At 70.4% G+C, this 17,654-nt stretch carries 16 protein-coding genes; 5 read left to right on the forward strand and 11 right to left on the reverse strand.

From position 1 onward, the window contains the following. Positions 1–32: 32 nt before the first annotated feature. Positions 33–2,594 (forward strand): DUF6185 family protein, encoded by a 2,562-nt coding sequence (locus ACYQ77_RS38600; protein ID WP_459721075.1) that lies wholly within the window; start codon positions 33–35, stop codon positions 2,592–2,594. Positions 2,595–3,168: 574 nt separating this feature from the next. Here ACYQ77_RS38600 and ACYQ77_RS38605 read toward each other — a convergent pair. The 3 genes from ACYQ77_RS38605 to ACYQ77_RS38615 form a co-directional block, all read right to left on the reverse strand. Further along, positions 3,169–4,443, reverse strand: coding sequence for an MFS transporter (locus ACYQ77_RS38605; protein ID WP_459721078.1), 1,275 nt, complete (start codon positions 4,441–4,443; stop codon positions 3,169–3,171). A gap of 89 nt (positions 4,444–4,532) precedes the next feature. Next, the gene (locus tag ACYQ77_RS38610) at positions 4,533–4,979 is read right to left on the reverse strand and encodes a MarR family winged helix-turn-helix transcriptional regulator (protein WP_459721081.1); all 447 of its coding nucleotides are present in this window, start codon (positions 4,977–4,979) and stop codon (positions 4,533–4,535) included. 41 nt (positions 4,980–5,020) lie between these two features. Continuing rightward, entirely contained in the window at positions 5,021–6,466 is a 1,446-nt protein-coding gene (locus ACYQ77_RS38615; protein WP_459721086.1) for an NCS2 family permease, read from the reverse strand. Between the two features lie 20 nt (positions 6,467–6,486). Here ACYQ77_RS38615 and ACYQ77_RS38620 point away from each other — a divergent pair, with 20 nt between their 5' ends. Beyond that, a complete protein-coding gene (locus ACYQ77_RS38620; protein ID WP_459721089.1) occupies positions 6,487–6,774 on the forward strand; it encodes a DUF2530 domain-containing protein in 288 nt (95 codons plus the stop codon). A gap of 307 nt (positions 6,775–7,081) precedes the next feature. On the opposite strand, the gene ACYQ77_RS38625 is transcribed toward ACYQ77_RS38620, so the two are convergent. Then, positions 7,082–9,862 carry a sacsin N-terminal ATP-binding-like domain-containing protein gene (locus tag ACYQ77_RS38625; protein ID WP_459721092.1) on the reverse strand — a complete coding sequence of 927 codons (2,781 nt, stop codon included), beginning with the start codon at positions 9,860–9,862 and terminating at the stop codon, positions 7,082–7,084. After that, positions 9,859–11,604: a DUF3027 domain-containing protein gene (locus tag ACYQ77_RS38630; protein WP_459721094.1), complete on the reverse strand. Its 1,746-nt coding sequence runs from the start codon at positions 11,602–11,604 to the stop codon at positions 9,859–9,861. The genes ACYQ77_RS38625 and ACYQ77_RS38630 overlap by 4 nt, the downstream gene beginning before the upstream one ends. A gap of 62 nt (positions 11,605–11,666) precedes the next feature. Here ACYQ77_RS38630 and ACYQ77_RS38635 point away from each other — a divergent pair, with 62 nt between their 5' ends. The 3 genes from ACYQ77_RS38635 to ACYQ77_RS38645 all read left to right on the forward strand — a co-directional run bounded on the left by ACYQ77_RS38635 (position 11,667) and on the right by ACYQ77_RS38645 (position 14,892). Then, positions 11,667–12,443, forward strand: coding sequence for a glutaminyl-peptide cyclotransferase (locus ACYQ77_RS38635; RefSeq protein WP_459721096.1), 777 nt, complete (start codon positions 11,667–11,669; stop codon positions 12,441–12,443). 67 nt (positions 12,444–12,510) lie between these two features. Further along, positions 12,511–14,409, forward strand: coding sequence for an MFS transporter (locus ACYQ77_RS38640; protein ID WP_459721099.1), 1,899 nt, complete (start codon positions 12,511–12,513; stop codon positions 14,407–14,409). Between the two features lie 9 nt (positions 14,410–14,418). Next, entirely contained in the window at positions 14,419–14,892 is a 474-nt protein-coding gene (locus tag ACYQ77_RS38645; RefSeq protein ID WP_459721102.1) for a DUF2771 family protein, read from the forward strand. Here the strand turns inward: ACYQ77_RS38645 and ACYQ77_RS38650 are convergent. From ACYQ77_RS38650 to ACYQ77_RS38675, 6 genes are all read right to left on the reverse strand, one after another. Beyond that, positions 14,889–15,275: a cold-shock protein gene (locus tag ACYQ77_RS38650; RefSeq protein WP_396107838.1), complete on the reverse strand. Its 387-nt coding sequence runs from the start codon at positions 15,273–15,275 to the stop codon at positions 14,889–14,891. The genes ACYQ77_RS38645 and ACYQ77_RS38650 overlap by 4 nt on opposite strands. Positions 15,276–15,370: 95 nt before the next feature. Beyond that, the gene (locus ACYQ77_RS38655) at positions 15,371–15,757 is read right to left on the reverse strand and encodes a VOC family protein (protein ID WP_459721105.1); all 387 of its coding nucleotides are present in this window, start codon (positions 15,755–15,757) and stop codon (positions 15,371–15,373) included. A gap of 44 nt (positions 15,758–15,801) precedes the next feature. After that, on the reverse strand, positions 15,802–16,344 hold the full coding sequence (locus ACYQ77_RS38660) for a 3'-5' exonuclease (protein WP_459721108.1): 543 nt from the start codon (positions 16,342–16,344) through the stop codon (positions 15,802–15,804). A gap of 11 nt (positions 16,345–16,355) precedes the next feature. Next, complete coding sequence (locus ACYQ77_RS38665) at positions 16,356–16,565, reverse strand: DUF397 domain-containing protein (RefSeq protein WP_459721111.1); 210 nt, start codon at positions 16,563–16,565, stop codon at positions 16,356–16,358. A 28-nt stretch (positions 16,566–16,593) separates the two neighbouring features. After that, positions 16,594–16,758 carry a DUF397 domain-containing protein gene (locus ACYQ77_RS38670; RefSeq protein ID WP_459721113.1) on the reverse strand — a complete coding sequence of 55 codons (165 nt, stop codon included), beginning with the start codon at positions 16,756–16,758 and terminating at the stop codon, positions 16,594–16,596. Further along, a complete protein-coding gene (locus ACYQ77_RS38675) occupies positions 16,755–17,585 on the reverse strand; it encodes a helix-turn-helix domain-containing protein (RefSeq protein WP_459721116.1) in 831 nt (276 codons plus the stop codon). Before ACYQ77_RS38675 ends, ACYQ77_RS38670 begins: the two co-directional genes overlap by 4 nt. Between the last annotated feature and the right edge of the window lie 69 nt (positions 17,586–17,654).

Genomic DNA, 17,654 nt, shown 5'->3' on the forward strand with positions numbered 1-17,654 from the left:
ACAACCGGTGTCCCCGGGTCGACCTAGCGGAGGTGACCTCAGGGCAGAAGATCGCGACCGTCGCGTGGAAGCGGGTCCTCGCCCTGCTGGCGATCCCGCTGGTCCTCGGCGGCGCGGTGCTGGGCACCTACCTGCTCGCCGAGAGCCGCGACGGCCTGCCCGGTGATCCGCCCGGGGAGTGCGGCAGGGGTGTGGCGTCCGGTGTGCGCGCGTCCGCCGACCTCGAGGTCTACAACACCGACCGGATGAACGTCGTGGTGTCGAGCAGGCTGCGGGTCATCCTCCCGCTCGACCACGGGTTCAGCGCGCCGTTGCTGGCCGCGCCGTCGAGCCCGGAACGCAAGTGGGCCATGCGTTGCGTGCTCGGCCGCCTTCTCCACGACTCCAGGGAAGAGGAGTACCGGACGGCGCTGCCGACCGTCGAGGTGCGCGACGGGCACGTCGTGGTCGAGGACTACGCCTACCGGGAAGTGGTCGGCGAGCCGGACATGTGGGTCGGCGTCGCGAGCATCCACGCCGGGGAGGACGGACAGTGGACCCTCTGGTTCCAGCCACCGGCCGCCCTGGAGAACGCGATCTGGACCCGGGTCAGCGTCAAGACCCCGGAGGGCTGGGGGAACAACCCCACGCCATGGCCTCCCGCCGCCCGTGACGGCACGACGACCAGGTGGGCGTTGCACGCGGACGGCCAGTCGGTCATGGGCGTGACGACGACCATGCGACCGGACACCCGCGCGACCGTCACCGGCACCGGAGCCGTCTTCCCGTACTCGGTCGGCCGCGCCGTGCTGTACTCGCTGATCAGCGCGTTGCTCGCCGCCCTGATGTACGCGCGGCTCCGGCGCGTCCCGGCGGGCGGGAACACACCGGAGTTCCTGGCCAGGAACGACGAAGCCAGGCGGGTGGCCTTCCCCGCTGCGGCCGTCTCGGCGGTCATGCTGGTCACCGAGGTGGCCATGGTGACCTGGATCGGCCTCGAGGACGACGGGTTCCCGTGGGGGCTGGGAGCGGTGCTCAAGTCGGCCGTGGTGCTGGCGCTGTTCGCGTTCTGCGCGATCCGGTGGCGTGCGGGCATCGCGATGACCGCGGCCCTGACGCTGTGCGCCACGGCGGTGCTCGCCCTCCTCCTGCTCGCCGAAATCCGTGGGACACCACTGGTCGACGACGGACCTGTCCGGGCGGCCGTGAAGACGGCGTTCGTCCTGCTGACCACCTGTGTGTTCGCGGGCGGCTTCGTCGCGGCGGTGCACACGGTCCGCACCGCGGGCCGGTCACGACCGAACCGGGTGGCCGTGTGGTTGATCGCCGCGATCTGCGCGGTCGTGCTGGTCGTGGACGCCGCGGCCGCCGCGATCGTCGTCGTCGCACGACAGCAGTGGCTCTCACCCGACCCGTTGAACGCCGACAACGCCTGGCGCCTGGACTGGTACGTGGGCAATCTGGCAGCCGACGCGGCGCGGTGGCTGACCATCTTCCTCGCCGTCGTGCTGTGGTCGCGGGTGCGGCACCACCTGGAGCACACGGACGACGTCGACGTGACCTGGGTGAAGATCAACCTCGGGATCGTCTTCTTCGTGGTGGAGATGCGGTGGGGGGTGGTGGTCTGGGGTTGGTACTTCCCGGTGTGGCTGGTGGTCGGCGCGCTCGCGATGAAGGTCTTCCTCAGGATGGGTTCCCCTCTCGACCGGCTGACGAGGCCGGGCGGCCCCACGGTGCGCGCGGCGCTGGCGGGCATCGACGTGACCGAACTACGGCGGCGGGCGAAGGACTGGCAGCTCTACGTCCAGCACGCCAAGTCGGCCGAGCTCGCGTACGCGAGCGGTGACATCGACCGGGAGACCTACGAGTCCAAGGTGGGCGGCGGAGCGCCGGAACGCGGCTGGTTCACCGGGGTGCGGCGGCGGTTCGGCAGGCAGCAGACCCAGCCGAGGCCGGCGGTCCTGCTCGGCGGGCTCACCCCGATCGACGTGCTGCTGGCGCGGGGACCCAGCACCGACGTCGCGGGCAACATCCGCCACGCCACGCGGTACGCGCTCGTCCTCGGCCTGCCGGTCGAGCTGGCGATCTACCTGTACGACTGGCCGGACCTGTTCGTGCTGTGGCGCCGGCCGGAGTCGTACCTCTACGACACGGTGTGGCCGGTGACCGCGATGGCCGTCAGCTGGTACCTGACCGGCGCGATCATCGGCGGGCTGTGGCGCCACCTGCCTGGCAAGCGGGGACCGGTCAAGGTGCTGCCGCTGGCGGTGCTGTTCGTCGTGTCCCGGCTGGGCATGCTCGGCGTCGAGCACGTCACGGGCGTCGCCGTGTCGACCGACGAACTCGTGAGCTGCGGCGTCTTCGTCGGCGTCGTGACCATCATCGGGCTGCTGATGGACCTGGCCACGCTGCGTCCGCTCAGCTCCGCGTGGTCGCGCCCGCGGCAGGCGCTGATGGCGGTGTACGGCGTGCAGAACCTCGCAGGCCAGCTGACCTTCCTCCTGGCCCAGGTCGCCGCGACGCTCGCGATAGTGGCATTCCTCCGCGGCGGCGCCGAACCACCGCCGTACCCGGCCGTCGACCCGTTCCAGCTGGTCCCGCTGCGAGACCAGTGAGTTGTCCACAGCGTCACCAGTTGTCCACAGACAAGATCGACAACGCCCGGACTGTCAGCCCCCACTGGTAGACTGGCATGGCGGGTGGCCCCCGGGATCGGGTGGGGGTTGGGCACCGGGCGTTTTCGCGATTCGCGCGCCTTGGCTGTGACCCGCTCCACGCACCTGCGACGCGCGACTTCGCGGTGCCCACCTCCAGTTCGCGCACCTTCGCGCAACCCGCCCCCATGCGGCCTCGACGACGTGTCACCATCCACGCGACCGCAGCCCACCAGGCGAGCACCTTGAGCCCGAACCGAAAACAAGCGAGTTGTCCACAGGCAAGATCGACAACGCCCGGACTGTCACCCCCCACTGGTAGACTGGCATGGCGGGTGGCCCCCGGGATCGGGTGGGGGTTGCGTACGCGACCGTCCTGGGTCAGGTGTCCCTGCGAAACGCGGAACGACCTGGCCGTTCATAGCCGAGACCCCCACTCCGAGCAGTGCCGTCTGCCGAACCGGAGCGGGGGTCTCGCTGTTCCCGAACTGACTGCCGCTCCCACCACGAAGCGACGAGCTAAGGTTAGCCTAACTTAATCAACACGCGCAAGCTCAGGCGCGCGGGTCACCACCGGACGGCGTACCCACGGCAGCCGCGACCGCACCTGGATGCCGCCCCGACGTGCGAGGATCCACCCGCACACCACGGTCGACAGCACGGCAACCGCGCCGCCGATGATGAACGGCGACCGTCCGCCGAACTCCGCGGCCATCCACCCGGTCATCGGCGCGCCGATCGGGTTGCCGCCGATGAACACCAGCATGTACAGCGCCATCACCCGCCCCCGCATCTCGGGCGCGGTGGACAGCTGGATGGTGCTGTTCGCCGTGTTCATGAACGTCATCATCGCGAGCCCGCACGGGATCAGCGCCAGCCCGAACGCCAGGTACGTCGGCATCACGCCGGCGACGATCTCGAACACGCCGAACACGAACCCCGCGCCGACCAGCAGCGTCAGCCCCGGCTTGCGCCGTGTGCTGCGCCGCACCGCCAGCAGCGCGCCGGAGAAGCTGCCCACCGCCAGCAACGTCGACAGCAGGCCGTACCCGTCCGCCTCCCGGTGGAACACGTTCGCCGCCGCGATCGCCAGCGTCGTGAAGAACGTGAACGCGAACGTGCTCACGCAGAACACCAGCGCCAGCACGGCGATGATGTCCGGCCGCCCGCGCACGTACCGCAGCCCGGCCATCAGCTGCCCGCGCCGCGACGACGGCGCCGCCGTCCGGTGCAGCTCGCCGGCGTTCATCCGGATCAGCCCGTAGATCACGGCGAGCGTCGAGACCGCGTTGACCAGGAACACCCAGCCCGTGCCGGTCCAGATGATCATCACACCGGCGATGGCGGGACCGAGGATCCGCGCCAGGTTGAACGTGGACGAGTTCAGCGCCACCGCGTTCGCCAGGTGCTCGCGGCCGACCATCTCGCCGACGAAGCTCTGCCGCACCGGCGGGTCGAACGCGGTGAACACGCCGAACACCAGGCACAGCAGGTACACCTGCCACAGCTGCACGATCCCGCTGACGTCGAGCAGTCCCAGCGCCAGCGCGCACAGCGCCATGCCGGACTGGACGAGCACCAGCAGCTTGCGCTTGTCGACGCGGTCGGCCAGCACCCCGGCCCACAGCGTCAGGAACAGCGTCGGCAGGAACTGCAGCGACGCCGCGACCCCGAGCGCGACGGGGTCGTAGCCGGACAGCTCGAGCACGAGCCAGTCCTGTGCGATGCGTTGCATCCAGGTGCCGATGTTGGACACGGCCTGCCCGGACGCGAAGAGCCGGTAGTTGCGTACTCGCAGTGCCGCGAACATGCTCCGATGTTCAGCGGGCTTCTTCGAGTCCTCGGCGAGCCCGGCTCGAGAAGTTGTCGAGTCTGTTGTCAGTTCTCTCTTTTCCGCCACTAATCCTGTTGGCTCGCCATCCGGTCGATGATCTCCGCCGCGCGGGAGAGCAGTTCCCGTTCCGCTTCGGTGAGTTCCGCGAGCCGCTTGTCCAGCCAGGCCTCGCGCGCGGAGATGTCCGCTTGGATGTGCGCGCTCCCCTCCTCGGTGATCTCTACGATGGCCTGCCGGCCGTCACTGGGATGCGGTCGACGGCTGACGTAGCCGAGCTCCTCGAGTGCAGCGATCACCCTGGTCATCGACGGGGGCTGGACAACCTCCTTGGCCGCGAGCTCACCTGGGGTGAGGGGGCCACATTTGTACAGGCAGAACAGTGCGGAAAGCTGGGTGAGCGTGATCGAGGAGCTGGTCCGCTGGGCCCGGAGCCTGCGGTTGAGCCGCACTACCGCCAGCCGCAACCGGCTGGTCAGGGAGCTCTCGGCTACGTCGTGCTCCTTGTTCGACACATCGTTAGCATACCTCACGAGTTGACCCCAGTCACTTGCGTTCAGCTGAAGGCTGCCCTGATCGGCCCGATCGCGAAGTAAACCACGAACGCGGCGGCCACGACCCACATCAGCGGGTGGATGCCGCGGACCCGGCCGGTCGCCGCGCGGATCAGCACGTAGCTCACGAACCCGGCGCCGATGCCGTTGGCGATCGAGTACGTGAACGGCATGACCACGATCGTCAGGAACGCGGGCAGCGCGATCGTGAAGTCGCTGAAGTCGATCTCCTTGATCTGCGCCATCATCAGCACACCGACGATCACCAGCGCGGGCGCGGCCGCCTCGACCGGCACCGAGTTGTACAGCGGCGTGAAGAACATCGCGGCGATGAACAGCAGGCCGGTGACGACGTTCGCCAGGCCGGTCCGCGCGCCCTCGGCGATGCCGGACGCGGACTCGATGTAGACCGTGTTCGAGGACGACGACGCCGCGCCGCCCGCGACCGCGCCGAGGCCGTCGACGAACAGCGCCTTGCCGGTGTTGGGCAGCTTGCCGTCGTCGTCGACGAGGCCTGCCTCCTTGCCGAGGCCGGTCATGGTGCCGATGGTGTCGAAGAAGTCGGTGAGGACGAGCGTGAACACCAGCAGGACGGCGGTGATGATCGGCACCTGGACCCAGGCGTCGAGGTTCACGTCGCCGAGCAGCGACAGGTTCGGGGTGTCGACGACCTGGTCGGGCACACCGGGATAGCCGAGGTTCCAGCCCTTGGGGTTGGTGCCCATCGACGGCCCGGCGTCCACAATGGCCTCGAGGATGATCGCGAACACGGTGGTGGCGATCACGCCGATGAGGATCGCGCCCTTGATCCGGCGCGCGACGAGGATGCCGGTGACGATCAGCCCGACCACGAACACGAGCGTCGGCCAGGACGCGATCGACCCGTTGATGCCGAGCCCTACGGGGACGGTGGTCTCGGCGGCGTCGGGCAGGCGGCGCACGAACCCGGCGTCGACGAGCCCGATGAGCGTGATGAACAGGCCGATGCCGACGGCGATCGCGGCCTTGAGCGAGGGCGGGACGGCGTTGAACACGGCCGTCCGCACGCCGGTGACGACGAGGATGAGGACGACGACACCGTTGACGAGGACGAGGCCCATGGCGGCGGGCCAGGACATCTGCGGCGCGATGGAGACGGCGACGAAGGCGTTGATGCCCAGGCCGGTGGCCATCGCGAACGGGTAGTTGGCGACGAGTCCGAAGAGGATCGTCATCACGCCGGCGACGAGGGCGGTGACGGCGGCCACCTGGTCGGTCGGGAGGAAGCCGCCGAACTTGTCGGTGTGCGCCGGATCGTCGGGGAAGGACCCGATGATCAGCGGGTTCAGCACGACGATGTACGCCATCGTGACGAACGTGACCAGCCCGCCGCGAACCTCCCGGCCCACGGTGGAGTTCCGCTCGGTGATCTTGAAGAACCGATCGAGGGCAGCTGTCCTGGTTGCCATGGCCCGGTAGCCTCGCGCATGTGTCCGACGTAGGGAAACCCGACCCGGGAATCGAAACACAGAAGTCACCTCCGCCGCTCCCCGACCGGCTGCTGGCGCTGCCGCCGCTGGTGTACGTGGGGACGGCGGCGTGGTTCGTGGCGCTGTGCGTGCTGCTCGTCGGGCGGTACGTGTTCGACGTGTTCCCGCCGATCTGGCTGTGGACGGCACTGGCGGGTTCGATCCTGGGCTTGATCGGCTTCCCGATCATGGCGTGGCAACGCAGGGCCAACCGCCGCGGCAGCAGAGGCGCACAACGCCTCAAATAAGGACCCTGACCAGGGAAAACCCCTCGCGCGCGCCCGGTGCCCAACCCCCACCCGATCCCGGGGGCCACCCGCCATGCCAGTCTACCGGTACCCACCGACAAAAACGAGGCCATGACCGCCACCTGTGGACAACCGGGTGCCCTGTGGACAACCGCCGCTTCGCCACCGCCCACTGTCGGTCCCACCCGCTAGGCTGGATTCCGGGGGCCGGAGGCCGCCCACCCGGCAGGTTGTCCACAGCAGCCCGCCGCACGGCCCGAAACTGTCGGTCCACGCGACTACGCTGGAAATCGGGGGCCGGAGGCCGTCACACGTCGTGGTTCTCGGGGTCCTCCAGCAGCGCCACCACCAGGTGCCGCTCCTCCCACCGCCCCGTCACCCACGCCAGCGCCCGCCCCAGCCCGGCCGTCGAGTCCTCGCAGTGGACGGTCCCGTCCGCGACCCACCACGGCACCGGCTGCCCCGCCACCGTGAGTCCCTCGTGGACGATCGGCCCGCCCTCCGGCACCGGCATGCCGACGAGGTCGCACGCGTCCACCACCGCGCCGAGGTCGGCCCAGAGCACCGGTGCGCCGTCGGCGTCCGGCCCCGCCGGCGCCCCCTCCGACGCCAGCGGCACGTCGAGCAGCTCCGCCAGCGGCGCGGCCAGCGACGCGTCGACCGACACGTAACCCTCGGTCACCGGCGCGAGCCACGGCACGTCGAGCACCGCCGCGTTGACGGTCACCTCGCCCTCCGCCGTCCGCACCTCCGCGGGCGGGTCGAGGTCGGCCGGGTCGACCACGCCGTCGCGGACCGCCTCGGCCAGCGCGGTGTACGCCCGCCGGATGGCCCCGCGCGTGATCGTCCGCGCCGGATCCGCCAGCCGCTCGAGCAGGTCCTCGGCGTCCTCAGTGGACTCCACGACCAACTCGGCACGCACGCCCATCAACTCCTGGAGCCGTGGCTCCAGGTCCGTCGGCGCGACGTCGTACAGGCCGGCGAGCGACGTCGCGTCCGGCAGGCGCCAGTGCGCGGGCGGCTGCCCGGCCAGGAGCGCGTGATGCGCGATCCACCACGCCGTGTAACCGCCGCGCAGCACCCGCCACGTCTCGGGTTCGCTCGCCAGCAGCCGGATCGCGGCCGGCCACGCGTCGTCGGCGACGAGGTCGAGGTCCCGCACCGCCTCCAGCCGCTCGGGCGGTTCCGGCTGGTCGTCCCACCAGTCGGCCTCGTCGGCGAGGTCGTGGTCGGGCCCGGTGGGTGCCTCGTCGACGACCACGGTGAACCCGTCCAGCACTCCGACGGCGGCGAGCACGTGCGGTGACCACTGCGCGGCGATGTCCTCCGCGAGCACACCGACGGGTGAATCCTCGGCGAGGACGGTGAGGAACGCCGTACCGGGCAGCGCGAGTTCGTCGGCGCGCCGCGGCTCACCGGCGGTGTCACGCAGCGCGAGCGCACCGAGCCACGGTTCGTCGCCGGGACGCAGCCCGGCCTCCTCGACCAGTCGCAGCACGGTGTTCGCGAGCCCGCTCGTGTCCAAACCGGACTCGGCGTCCTCGAGGCTGTGGTCGACCTCGGTCACCATGGCGGCGAGCAACTCGTCCGCGCCACCGTGCCGGGCGCCGAGCCGTTCGAGCAGCGGGTGCACGGCGTCGGGGTGCACGACGTGCACACCCTCCAAACTGGACAGGTCGAGGTCGGCGATCAGCACGCCACGCGGCCCCGGCACGGTACGCCCGTCCGCGAGCGGCACCGGCAGCCCGCCCAGGTCGTCGACCGCGGAGGGGTCGTTGTCGACGATCTTGTCCAGCGCCTCGTAGAGCAACCGCCATTCGCTTGCGGGACGGCTGATCCCGGTCAACGCATCGACCACATCGGACAGTCGCAGCCGGACGACGTCGACCGCGGCGAGCGCGACCGACTGCTCGACGAACTCCGCGCGCACCAAACCGGGGACGAAGGAAGCGACGGAGTCGGCGAGTTCCTCGCTGGGCACGGGAAGCAGCCGCGCCTCGGCGGGCGCGAGTGGCTTGTCGTCGAGCGCGGACGGCAGCCACGGCGACACCCGCAGCTGCGCCAGCACCGCGTCCCGCAACTTCTCGTCCACTTCGGACAGGGGGAACCGCGGCAACGGCACGATCTTCGGCCGCGCAACGGGTTCGAGGCGGTCGAGCAACCGCGGATACGCCCGCGCGGCGGCGGCGAGCACGTGATCGGTGGCGTTCCCGGGCCGGATCCGTCGCCGCGACGGCTCGATCGGCAGAGTCGCGATCAGCCGAGCGGGCAGGGAAAGCCGTTCGTCGGTGGGCGTGGGCGCGTGGAGCACGTCGCTCACCCGTGGCACGGGCGTGCCGTCGGCGTCCACCTGGAGCGCCCAACAGACTGTCCACTGTAGACGTGCTTCGGCGCCGAGCGCGGGATCCGGCGGCAACTCCCCGCGATCACGGACGACCACCCATCGGGTGACACCGTCGGGCCCGTGGATGTCCGTGCCGTCCCGCCACCAGACGTCGCCATCGATCTCGATCCGGCTGAGACCGTCGAGCGCGAGCAGGACGTCGACGGCCTGGCGCCGGAACTCGTCGAGGTCGACACCCTCCCGCAAGGGCAGGCGCACCTCGGTGGTGAACCCGTCGGGCGGCGTTTCGTCGACGGGCCAGGGAAGACGCAGCACGGGAACCCGGTCAGCCCCGGCCTCACGCCGAGTGCGCTCGACGTCGAACGCCACCCCACCGGAGGCGGACACGATCCGCGGCGCGTCACACACCGTCAGCACGGCAGCGAAGCCGACCCCGAACCGCCCGACACCCTGGTCCTTGGCGGACGCACGCAGGGACGCGAGCGCCTCGACTCCTTGCCGGGTAAGGGCTTGCCCGGTGTTGGCAACGCGCAACTCACCGTCCACAAGCGACACACGCAGGACGCCGTCACCGTCGGCGGCGTCCGCGGCGTTCTGGGCGAGCTCGATGAGCAGCCGGTCGCGGTACCCGCCGAGGACGAGGTCCTCCTCGGCGTTGGCGTCCTCGCGAAGCCGCGTGGGCGAGGACCGCCAAGCCCCGAGCACCGACTCCCGCAACGCGGCGGTGTCGAAGGGATCGGTCACTCGCGGGAAGCCGGCTCGTCGTTCCCGGCCGTCTCCCCGGTGACGACCGGCTCGATCGCGGCAGGCGCGGCGGCCTCGACCACAGCGACGGCCGGCTCACCAGGAGCCTCGGACTCGCCCGGCTGCGCCTCGACCGGCTCGGCAACCGCGGCAGCCTCCGGCTCGGCCGTCTCGCCCGAGTTCCCGGCGGCCTCCGCATCGGGAACGTCGGCGACATCACCAGAGGTCGGAGCGGACTCAGCAGCCTCGCCCGGCGCACCGGAATCAGCCTCGACAGAGACTGGCGACTCCCCGACAGCAACCTCGCCCGAAGCCTCGGCAGCTCCGACCTCACCCGACGGCACACCGGAACCAGCCTCGGCAGAAACCGGCGACTCCCCGACAGCAACCTCGCCCGAAGCCTCACCAGCTCCGACCTCACCCGACGGCACATCGGAACCGATCTCGGCAGAAACCGGCGACACCTCGGCAGCGGGCTCAACCGCACCGACAGCCGCCTCACCCGAAGACTCGGCAACCTCGGCCTCAGCAGCTCCGGCCTCACCCGACGCACCGGAACCCGCCTCGGCAGAAACCGGCGACACCTCGACAGCAGGCTCAACCGCACCGACAGCTGCCTCGCCCGAAGACGCGGCAGTCTCGGCCTCAGCAGCTCCGACCTCACCCGACGGCACATCGGAACCGATCTCGGCAGAAACCGGCGACACCTCGACAGCAGGCTCAACCGCACCGACAGCTGCCTCGCCCGAAGACTCGGCAACCTCGGCCTCAGGCACCCCGGCTTCACCGGAACCAGCGTCAGCAGAATCGGACGACGCAGCCTCTACCGGCTCAACCCCATCGACAGCAGCCTCGCCCGAAGGCCCCGCGACCACAGCCTCGCCGGCCATCGCGCCGGAATCATCCGCCTCGGCAGACGCCGGCGACTCAGCCTCCACCGAGTCCGCCGCGCCTGGGGCTTCGTCGACCGCAGCAGGCACCTCGTCGACGACGGTCAACGGCTCGACGTCCAGCTGGGCGTCGTCGTAGATGAGGTCGGCCACCAGCACCGGGCTGACCTGCTCCACCTCAGCCTCGGAGTGCGCCCCGCACCCGTACTCGACGTGCACGACATGCCCGTCGGCAGGCGCGAACTCGTTCCCGCACGTCCCGAAAGCGGCCCGCAACGACCCGGCCAACGGCAGGTAGAACCCACACGTCCCACAGTGCGCGGGCGCGGATCGCGCCATGTCCGACCGCGGCCCGAAGTCACTCGCCAGCCACCGGTCGGCGGCGTCGAGCCGCGCGGGCCGCGACATGACCCGGACCCGCCCGAGCCCTGCCTCCGCGGCCACTTCCTCGACCGCCGGGTCGTCGGACGCGACGTACGCGGGCACGAGCCGGGGGTCGTCGGGCGAGGTCGGGAGCAGGTCGCCGACGCCGAGGTCACCGGCCTGGACGCGCTCTTGCCACGGGATCCACTCCGGCGCGACGAGCGCGGTCGGCCCCGGCAGCAGGACCACCTCGCTGACGGTCACGTCGGTGTCCGGGCCGGCCGACGTGATCGTCACGGCCCAGCGCCAGCCGCGGTAGCCGGGCTTGTCGGCTTCGAAGAGGTGGGTGACCGCGGCCGAGTCCTCGATCTGGTACTCGACGTAGTCCCCTACGCGCTCGTCGCCCGCCTCTTCCTGCGCGGCGGCGCGCGCGAGGTCGACCTCGCCCACCAGGGCGGGGTCGATCAGGTCAGACTGCTGCACGTTCATCACGAACGATTGTGCCCCACCGCCCGATCGCGCCCGACGCCGGTCGTGCAAGGCTTGGCTACGTGCGGGCCGTACTCGCCGTCGCAGGCGTTCTCCTCGTCGCAGGCTGCTCCGCCGAGACACCGGCGGCACCGGCCGACGGCACGCTGGAGGTCGACGTCCTGGCGACGATCCCGCACGACCCGCAGGCCTTCACCCAGGGCCTGGAGCTGGTCGACGGCGTCCTCTACGAGGGCACCGGCCTCGAGGGCGAGTCGAGCATCCGCACGGTCGACCCCGAGACCGGCGCGGTCGAGAAGAAGGTCGACCTGCCCGCCGACCTGTTCGGCGAGGGCATCACGGTCGCGGGCGACACGATCTGGCAGATCACCTGGCAGGACGGTGTCGCGATCCGCCGCGACCGGGCCACGCTCGCCGAGGAGGCCCGCGTCCCCTACGACGGCGAGGGCTGGGGTCTGTGCCACGACGGCGACCGCCTGGTCATGAGCGACGGCACCGACCGCCTCACCTTCCGCGACGTGCGGACGTTCGCGGCGCGGGGCGAGGTCCGCGTCCGCGACACGGACGACCAACCGCTGACCAACCTCAACGAGCTGGAGTGCGTGGACGGCCAGGTCTACGCGAACGTCTGGCAGACCGACCGGATCGTCCGCATCGACCCCGGGACGGGCCAGGTCACGGCGGAGGTCGACCTCTCCGGACTGCTGCCGGAGGAGGACCGCGCGGGCACCGACGTCCTCAACGGCATCGCCGCCGTCCCCGGCACCGACGAGTTCCTGGTCACGGGAAAGTTGTGGCCCTCGATGTTCCGGGTGAGGTTTGTCACCCCGGGTACGTAACCTGGTAGTGGGATCCCCTGCGCGGGTGGTTCCGTCTTGTCTGTGATGAGCCCACGAGTACGGCAGGATGGACGGTGTGATTCGTTCCGGTTCGGGAGACGCGCAGGAGCAGGGCGGCCGAGGTCGCGGCTCCGGTAAGAAGCGTCGCCGCAGCTGGACCAAGCAGCAGGCGCCGAGCTGGCAGCCGCACCCGCAGCCACCGCAGCCGACGCGTGCCTACGAACCGCCGCCGCGCCACGACCAGCCCCGTCAGGAGCCGCTGACCAGCGCGATCCCGGCCCCGGCCCACTACCCGCCGCCGCCGGAGGACCTGCGCAAGACGCGTCCGGTCCGCCGCGAACCACCACCCCCGCCGGCGCGCCGCGACTGGCGGGACGTGCCGCCTCCGCGTCGCGTGCTGCCGCCCACGCCGCCGACGCGGCCGATGGACTACGACTACGACGGCAGCCCGCCCGAGACGTACGGCCCCGACGGCTACGCCGCTGACCAGCCGGTTCCCCGTGAGCAGCCGCCACCCGGGCCACAGCCGACGGCCGTGGCGCCGCCGTCCGCGGCAGCCCCGGGCTACCCGAAGAAGCTGACGGTCACCCGTGTCGCCGCGCTCCGCGGCAAGCAGCTGACGAGCAACGCGGCCGCTGCCTTCAAGAGGGCGGTGAACGCCGACGGCGCCGACAAGTCCGGCCTCACCGCGCTCACCTACGCGACGATGCTCAACTACGCGAGCGACGCCGCCATGGCCGTCGCCCTCGCCAACACCCTGTTCTTCTCCGCGGCGAGCGCCGACTCGTCCAAGGGCAAGGTCGCGCTCTACCTGTTGATCACGATCGCGCCGTTCGCGCTGGTCGCGCCGGTGATCGGCCCCATGCTGGACCGCATCCAGCGCGGCCGCCGCCTCGCCATGTGCCTCACGTCGGTGGGTCAGGCCCTGGCCTGCCTGGTGATGGCCACGAACTTCGACGGCTGGCTACTGTACCCGGCGGCGCTCGCGAAGATGGTGCTGTCCAAGTCGTTCACGGTGCTCAAGGCGGCGGTCACCCCGAGGGTGGTGCCGCCGGACATCACGCTCGCCAAGACCAACGCGCGCCTCACCACGTTCGGCCTGATCGGCGGTGCGGCGTTCGGCGCGGTCGCCACGCTCGTGCTGCAGCTGTTCGACTCGGCGGGCGCGCTGTGGTTCACCGCGATCATCTGCGTGGTCGGCGCGGCGCAGGCCATGCGGATCCCGGCCTGGGTCGAGGTGACGGAGGGCGAGGTTCCGGCCTCCCTGTCGGCCCACCCGGAGAAGCCGAGACGACAACCCATGGGCCGCAACGTCGTCGTGGCCCTCTCCGGCAACGCGACCATCCGCGTGCTCACCGGCTTCCTCATGATGTTCTCGGCGTTCGCGGTACGTGCGCAGACCGAGGGTGAGCCGTTCAAGCAGCTGCTCCTGCTCGGTGTCATCGCGGGTGCGGCCGGCGCGGGCAGCTTCATCGGCAACGGCGTCGGCGCGCGTCTGCACCTCGGTCATCCCGACCAGATCGTGCTCGCCTGCATCGGCGGCAGCCTGGCGGCGACGGTGGTCGCGATGCTGATGGAGGGCATCGCGACGGCCGCGATCGTCGGTCTCGTCGGCGCGACGGCCAGTGCGCTGGCGAAGAACAGCCTCGACGCGGTCATCCAGGACGACCTGCCGGAGGAGTCCCGCGCGTCCGCGTTCGGCCGGTCGGAGACCGTGCTGCAGCTGGCGTGGGTGTTCGGTGGCGCGCTGGGTGTGCTGCTGCCGCCGACGTTCTGGCTGGGCTTCCTCGTGATCTCGCTGCTGCTGGCGTTCGGCCTGGTCCAGACCATGCTGACGCGCAAGGGCCAGTCCCTGTTGCCGTGGTTCGGCGGCGAGCGCCCGGTGCGACCGTGGCGGACGGCGACGGGACCGCAGCAGGCGGCGTTCTCGGAGGGGCCGCCGCCTCCGCCGAAGGACCGCACGTAGGCTCACGGCGTGCGCAAGCTGCTGGTCCTGGTGGTGCTGGTGCTCGCGGGCTGCACGTCCGCGCCCGAAGCGGAGCCACCGCCGCCGACGATCGACTTCCTCATCGCGGGCAAGAAGACGACCGCGAAGCCGTTCCTGTACTGCGACGTGAAGGTCGAGAACTGCAAGCGCGACAACACCGCCATGCTCAAGCTCCCGGTGCCCCCTGGCACACCGGTGAAGGTGACCGTCCCCAAGGACGTCGCCGACACGCCGTGGTCAGTGGTGATCCAGTACAAGACCGCGGCGGGTGAGCAGAGGGCCCCGGTCACGGTCGCCACGTTCGCGCCCGGCAAGGAGACCTCGTTCGAGGCGCTCCCGCCGGGCGCGGGCGACCAGCTGCAGACCGTGGAGGTCAAGCAGGCCGGTGGTGTTCTTGTTCAGGGCGATGCCGGCCCGGAGGCCGTGACCAGGACAGCGTGGTCGCTGCAGGTGACGGGTTAGGGATCCAGCTCGCGCGCGACAGCGCGGACGACGTCCGCGATGCGCTTGGTCATCTTGCGGTCGGGGTAGCGGCCGCGGCGCAGGTCCGGCTGGACCTTCGCCTCGAGCAGCTTGATCATGTCCTCGACGAGGCCGTGCAGTTCCTCGGCCGGGCGGCGCCGTGCCTCGGCGACCGACGGCGGTGGGTCGAGCAGCCGCACGGACAGTGCCTGCGGACCCCGACGACCGTCGGCGACGCCGAACTCGATGCGTTGACCGGCTTTCAGGCCGGGCACCCCGGCCGGCAGGGCGGAAGAACGGACGTAGACGTCTTCGCCCCCGTCCTGTGTGACGAACCCGAAGCCCTTCTCCGAGTCGTACCACTTGACCTTTCCGGTCGGCACAACGGTCACCTCCACACACAAATGAACGCGCCCCAGGGCGTACCCAGGACGCGTCATTCCAGCCTAGGCCACTTTGTGGCGGAGGGGGTAGCCGGTTATGCCCGCTGATGGATGCAGAGGATGTTGCCTTCGCTGTCAGCGAACCAGGCGGCGCGCTCGCCGCCCATCTCGGCGATGTGGTTGACGGTCTTCAGATCGGGCAGGTCGTAGTCGGCGAACGTGACGCCGCGGCCCTCCAGGTCGTGGATCTCGGCTTCGATGTCGTCGACCTCGAAGCTGAGGACGGTGTGACCGCTCTGCGCGCCGGGCTCGGCGGGGAGCAGGCCGATCGCGTCGCCACCGGCGGCGAACACGCGAGCGCCGTCAGGCGTGGTGTCGCGTGCTTCCAGGCCGAGGGTCTCGCCGTAGAAGCGAGCGGCGCGGTCCATGTCGGAAACGGGGAGCATGGTCGTGGTGGCTGATTTCGTGAGCATGGATTTCATGCTGCGCCCCTGCTCAGGGGCTTGGGAAGCGTGGTGACCAGGTGTCACCAGGCGTTCCTGCTCCGCAGGTGGAGGACCAGCGCGGCGATGTTCCACGAGTCGTCATCACCCCGGTGGTGACGGCCTTCCAGCGGCAGGCCCGCGATCTCCAGGGCCTGTGCCATGCCGGGACGTTTGCGCAGGCCGTGCGCCTCGGTGAAGCGGAGCTTGGCGTTGGTGTGGCCGGCGCTGAACGGGTATTCGGTGCCGGTGTGCTTGCACTGGCGGGTGAACTGGTTGCGGTCGTAGTCGCCCCAGCTGGCCCACGGCCGCCGGTTGCTCTCGTGTTCCGTGGCCAGCAGCCGGCAGGCCTCGGCGAACGTGACGCCCGAGTCCACTTCCTCCTGCGTCAACGAGGTCAGGTCGGTGCAGAACGCACTCACCCTCGACCGTTGCGGGCGCACCAGCACGCGGTGCTTGCCGAGCCGTGTGCCCCCGGCGAGGTCGACGACGGTGAGGCCGATCTCGATGATCTCGCTCACCTGCCCGGGCGGCGGCTGCCCGTCCCAGCAGGTCGCCTCCACGTCGACGATGTTGATCAAACTCACATCGCGTGAGTCTAGGGACGGGCCCGCAGGAAGCCGACCAGTTTTCGCGCCGCCCCCGCAGGAACGGCAAGGACCGTCCCCGGCGACTTGCTGTCCCTGATCGCAGCCAGATCGCCACGCAGTTCGACACAGTTGCCGGTCGGCCCCGACCGGGATGACTTCCGCCAGCTCACCGCAACTCCTCGTGGATCTTGTCCGTGGCCCGCACGGAAGGACCGCATGAGACCCGCGTCGGCAGGTCGCGTGAGTCTAGGGACGGGCCCGCAGGAAGCCGACCAGTTTTCGCGCCGCCCCCGCAGGAACGGCGAGCACCGTCCCCGGCGACTTGCTGTCCCTGATCGCAGCCAGATCGCCACGTAACTCGACGCAGTTGCCGGTCTCCCCAGACCGCGAGGACCTACGCCACATGCTCATACCTCCTCGAGAACCTGCCGCAGCATCGCCACGCTCGCAGGTGTGGACAGCGCGATCCTCTCCAGCTTGCCAACCAGCTCGAGATATGTCTCGGCAATCTCGTCGTGCAGATAAAGGCTGCCGTTCCTGGCCTCCACGTTGACGACCGGGCTGGTGTTCGCGAACTCCATGAGCCGCCAGGAGTGGAGCACCAGCGAGTGGGGCTGGTGCTCCCGCACGATCCGGACCCCGATTCCCCGGTCCCGCGCCCCCATCAGGTGCCGCAGCTGCTCGCGCAGCGCCTCGGGCCCGCCGAAGGGAGTCCGCAAGGCGGCCTCGCCGATGTAGGCGACGTAGTCGACCGTGCCGAGGATCTGCTGTCTGCGCAGCCGAGCCATCCAACGCGCCTCGATGACCTCCGCCGCCACCCCGCCTGATCGCATCAGACCGACCGCGTAGCGGTAGGTCTGCAGCAGCCCGGGGACCAGGTTCACCGACCAGTCCGTCAGCCGGATGGCCTCCGCCTCGTAGCTGGCGATGGCCCCCATGTCCATGGGCACCCCGGGCAGCGGCAGGTCCCACCACCCCGACCCGTGCCCCGCGCGAGCCGACTCGACCAGCTCCACCCGTTGCGCCAGCGGCAACTTGTAGATCGTCGAGATGGTCGCCACGTCCTCCGGCGAGATGTGCCGCTTCCCGGTCTCGATCCGCGACATCGTGCTCGGCGACCACTGCGCCAGCTTCGCCGCCTCCTCGAGCGAAAGCTCCGTCTGCTCTTTCCTGACCGCCCGCAAACGCGCCCCGATGATCCGGTCCCGCGCCCGCGGCGCTTTCCGCTCCCCACCCATGTCCCAGCCCTTTCCGCAATCGCAATTTCCGGCTTCCTGCCAGGCACGAAACTACCGTTCGGAAATCAG

The organism is Actinophytocola sp. KF-1 (assembly GCF_054661535.1).

Coding starts and splice junctions, on each gene's coding strand:
- ACYQ77_RS38605 (WP_459721078.1), bottom strand. CDS start 4,443: ATGTTCGCGGCACTGCGAGTACGCAACTACCGGCTCTTCGCGTCCGGG.
- ACYQ77_RS38675 (WP_459721116.1), bottom strand. CDS start 17,585: ATGGGTGGGGAGCGGAAAGCGCCGCGGGCGCGGGACCGGATCATCGGG.
- ACYQ77_RS38640 (WP_459721099.1), top strand. CDS start 12,511: ATGGACGGTGTGATTCGTTCCGGTTCGGGAGACGCGCAGGAGCAGGGC.
- ACYQ77_RS38670 (WP_459721113.1), bottom strand. CDS start 16,758: ATGAGCATGTGGCGTAGGTCCTCGCGGTCTGGGGAGACCGGCAACTGC.
- ACYQ77_RS38655 (WP_459721105.1), bottom strand. CDS start 15,757: ATGAAATCCATGCTCACGAAATCAGCCACCACGACCATGCTCCCCGTT.
- ACYQ77_RS38665 (WP_459721111.1), bottom strand. CDS start 16,565: ATGCGGTCCTTCCGTGCGGGCCACGGACAAGATCCACGAGGAGTTGCG.
- ACYQ77_RS38615 (WP_459721086.1), bottom strand. CDS start 6,466: ATGGCAACCAGGACAGCTGCCCTCGATCGGTTCTTCAAGATCACCGAG.
- ACYQ77_RS38630 (WP_459721094.1), bottom strand. CDS start 11,604: ATGAACGTGCAGCAGTCTGACCTGATCGACCCCGCCCTGGTGGGCGAG.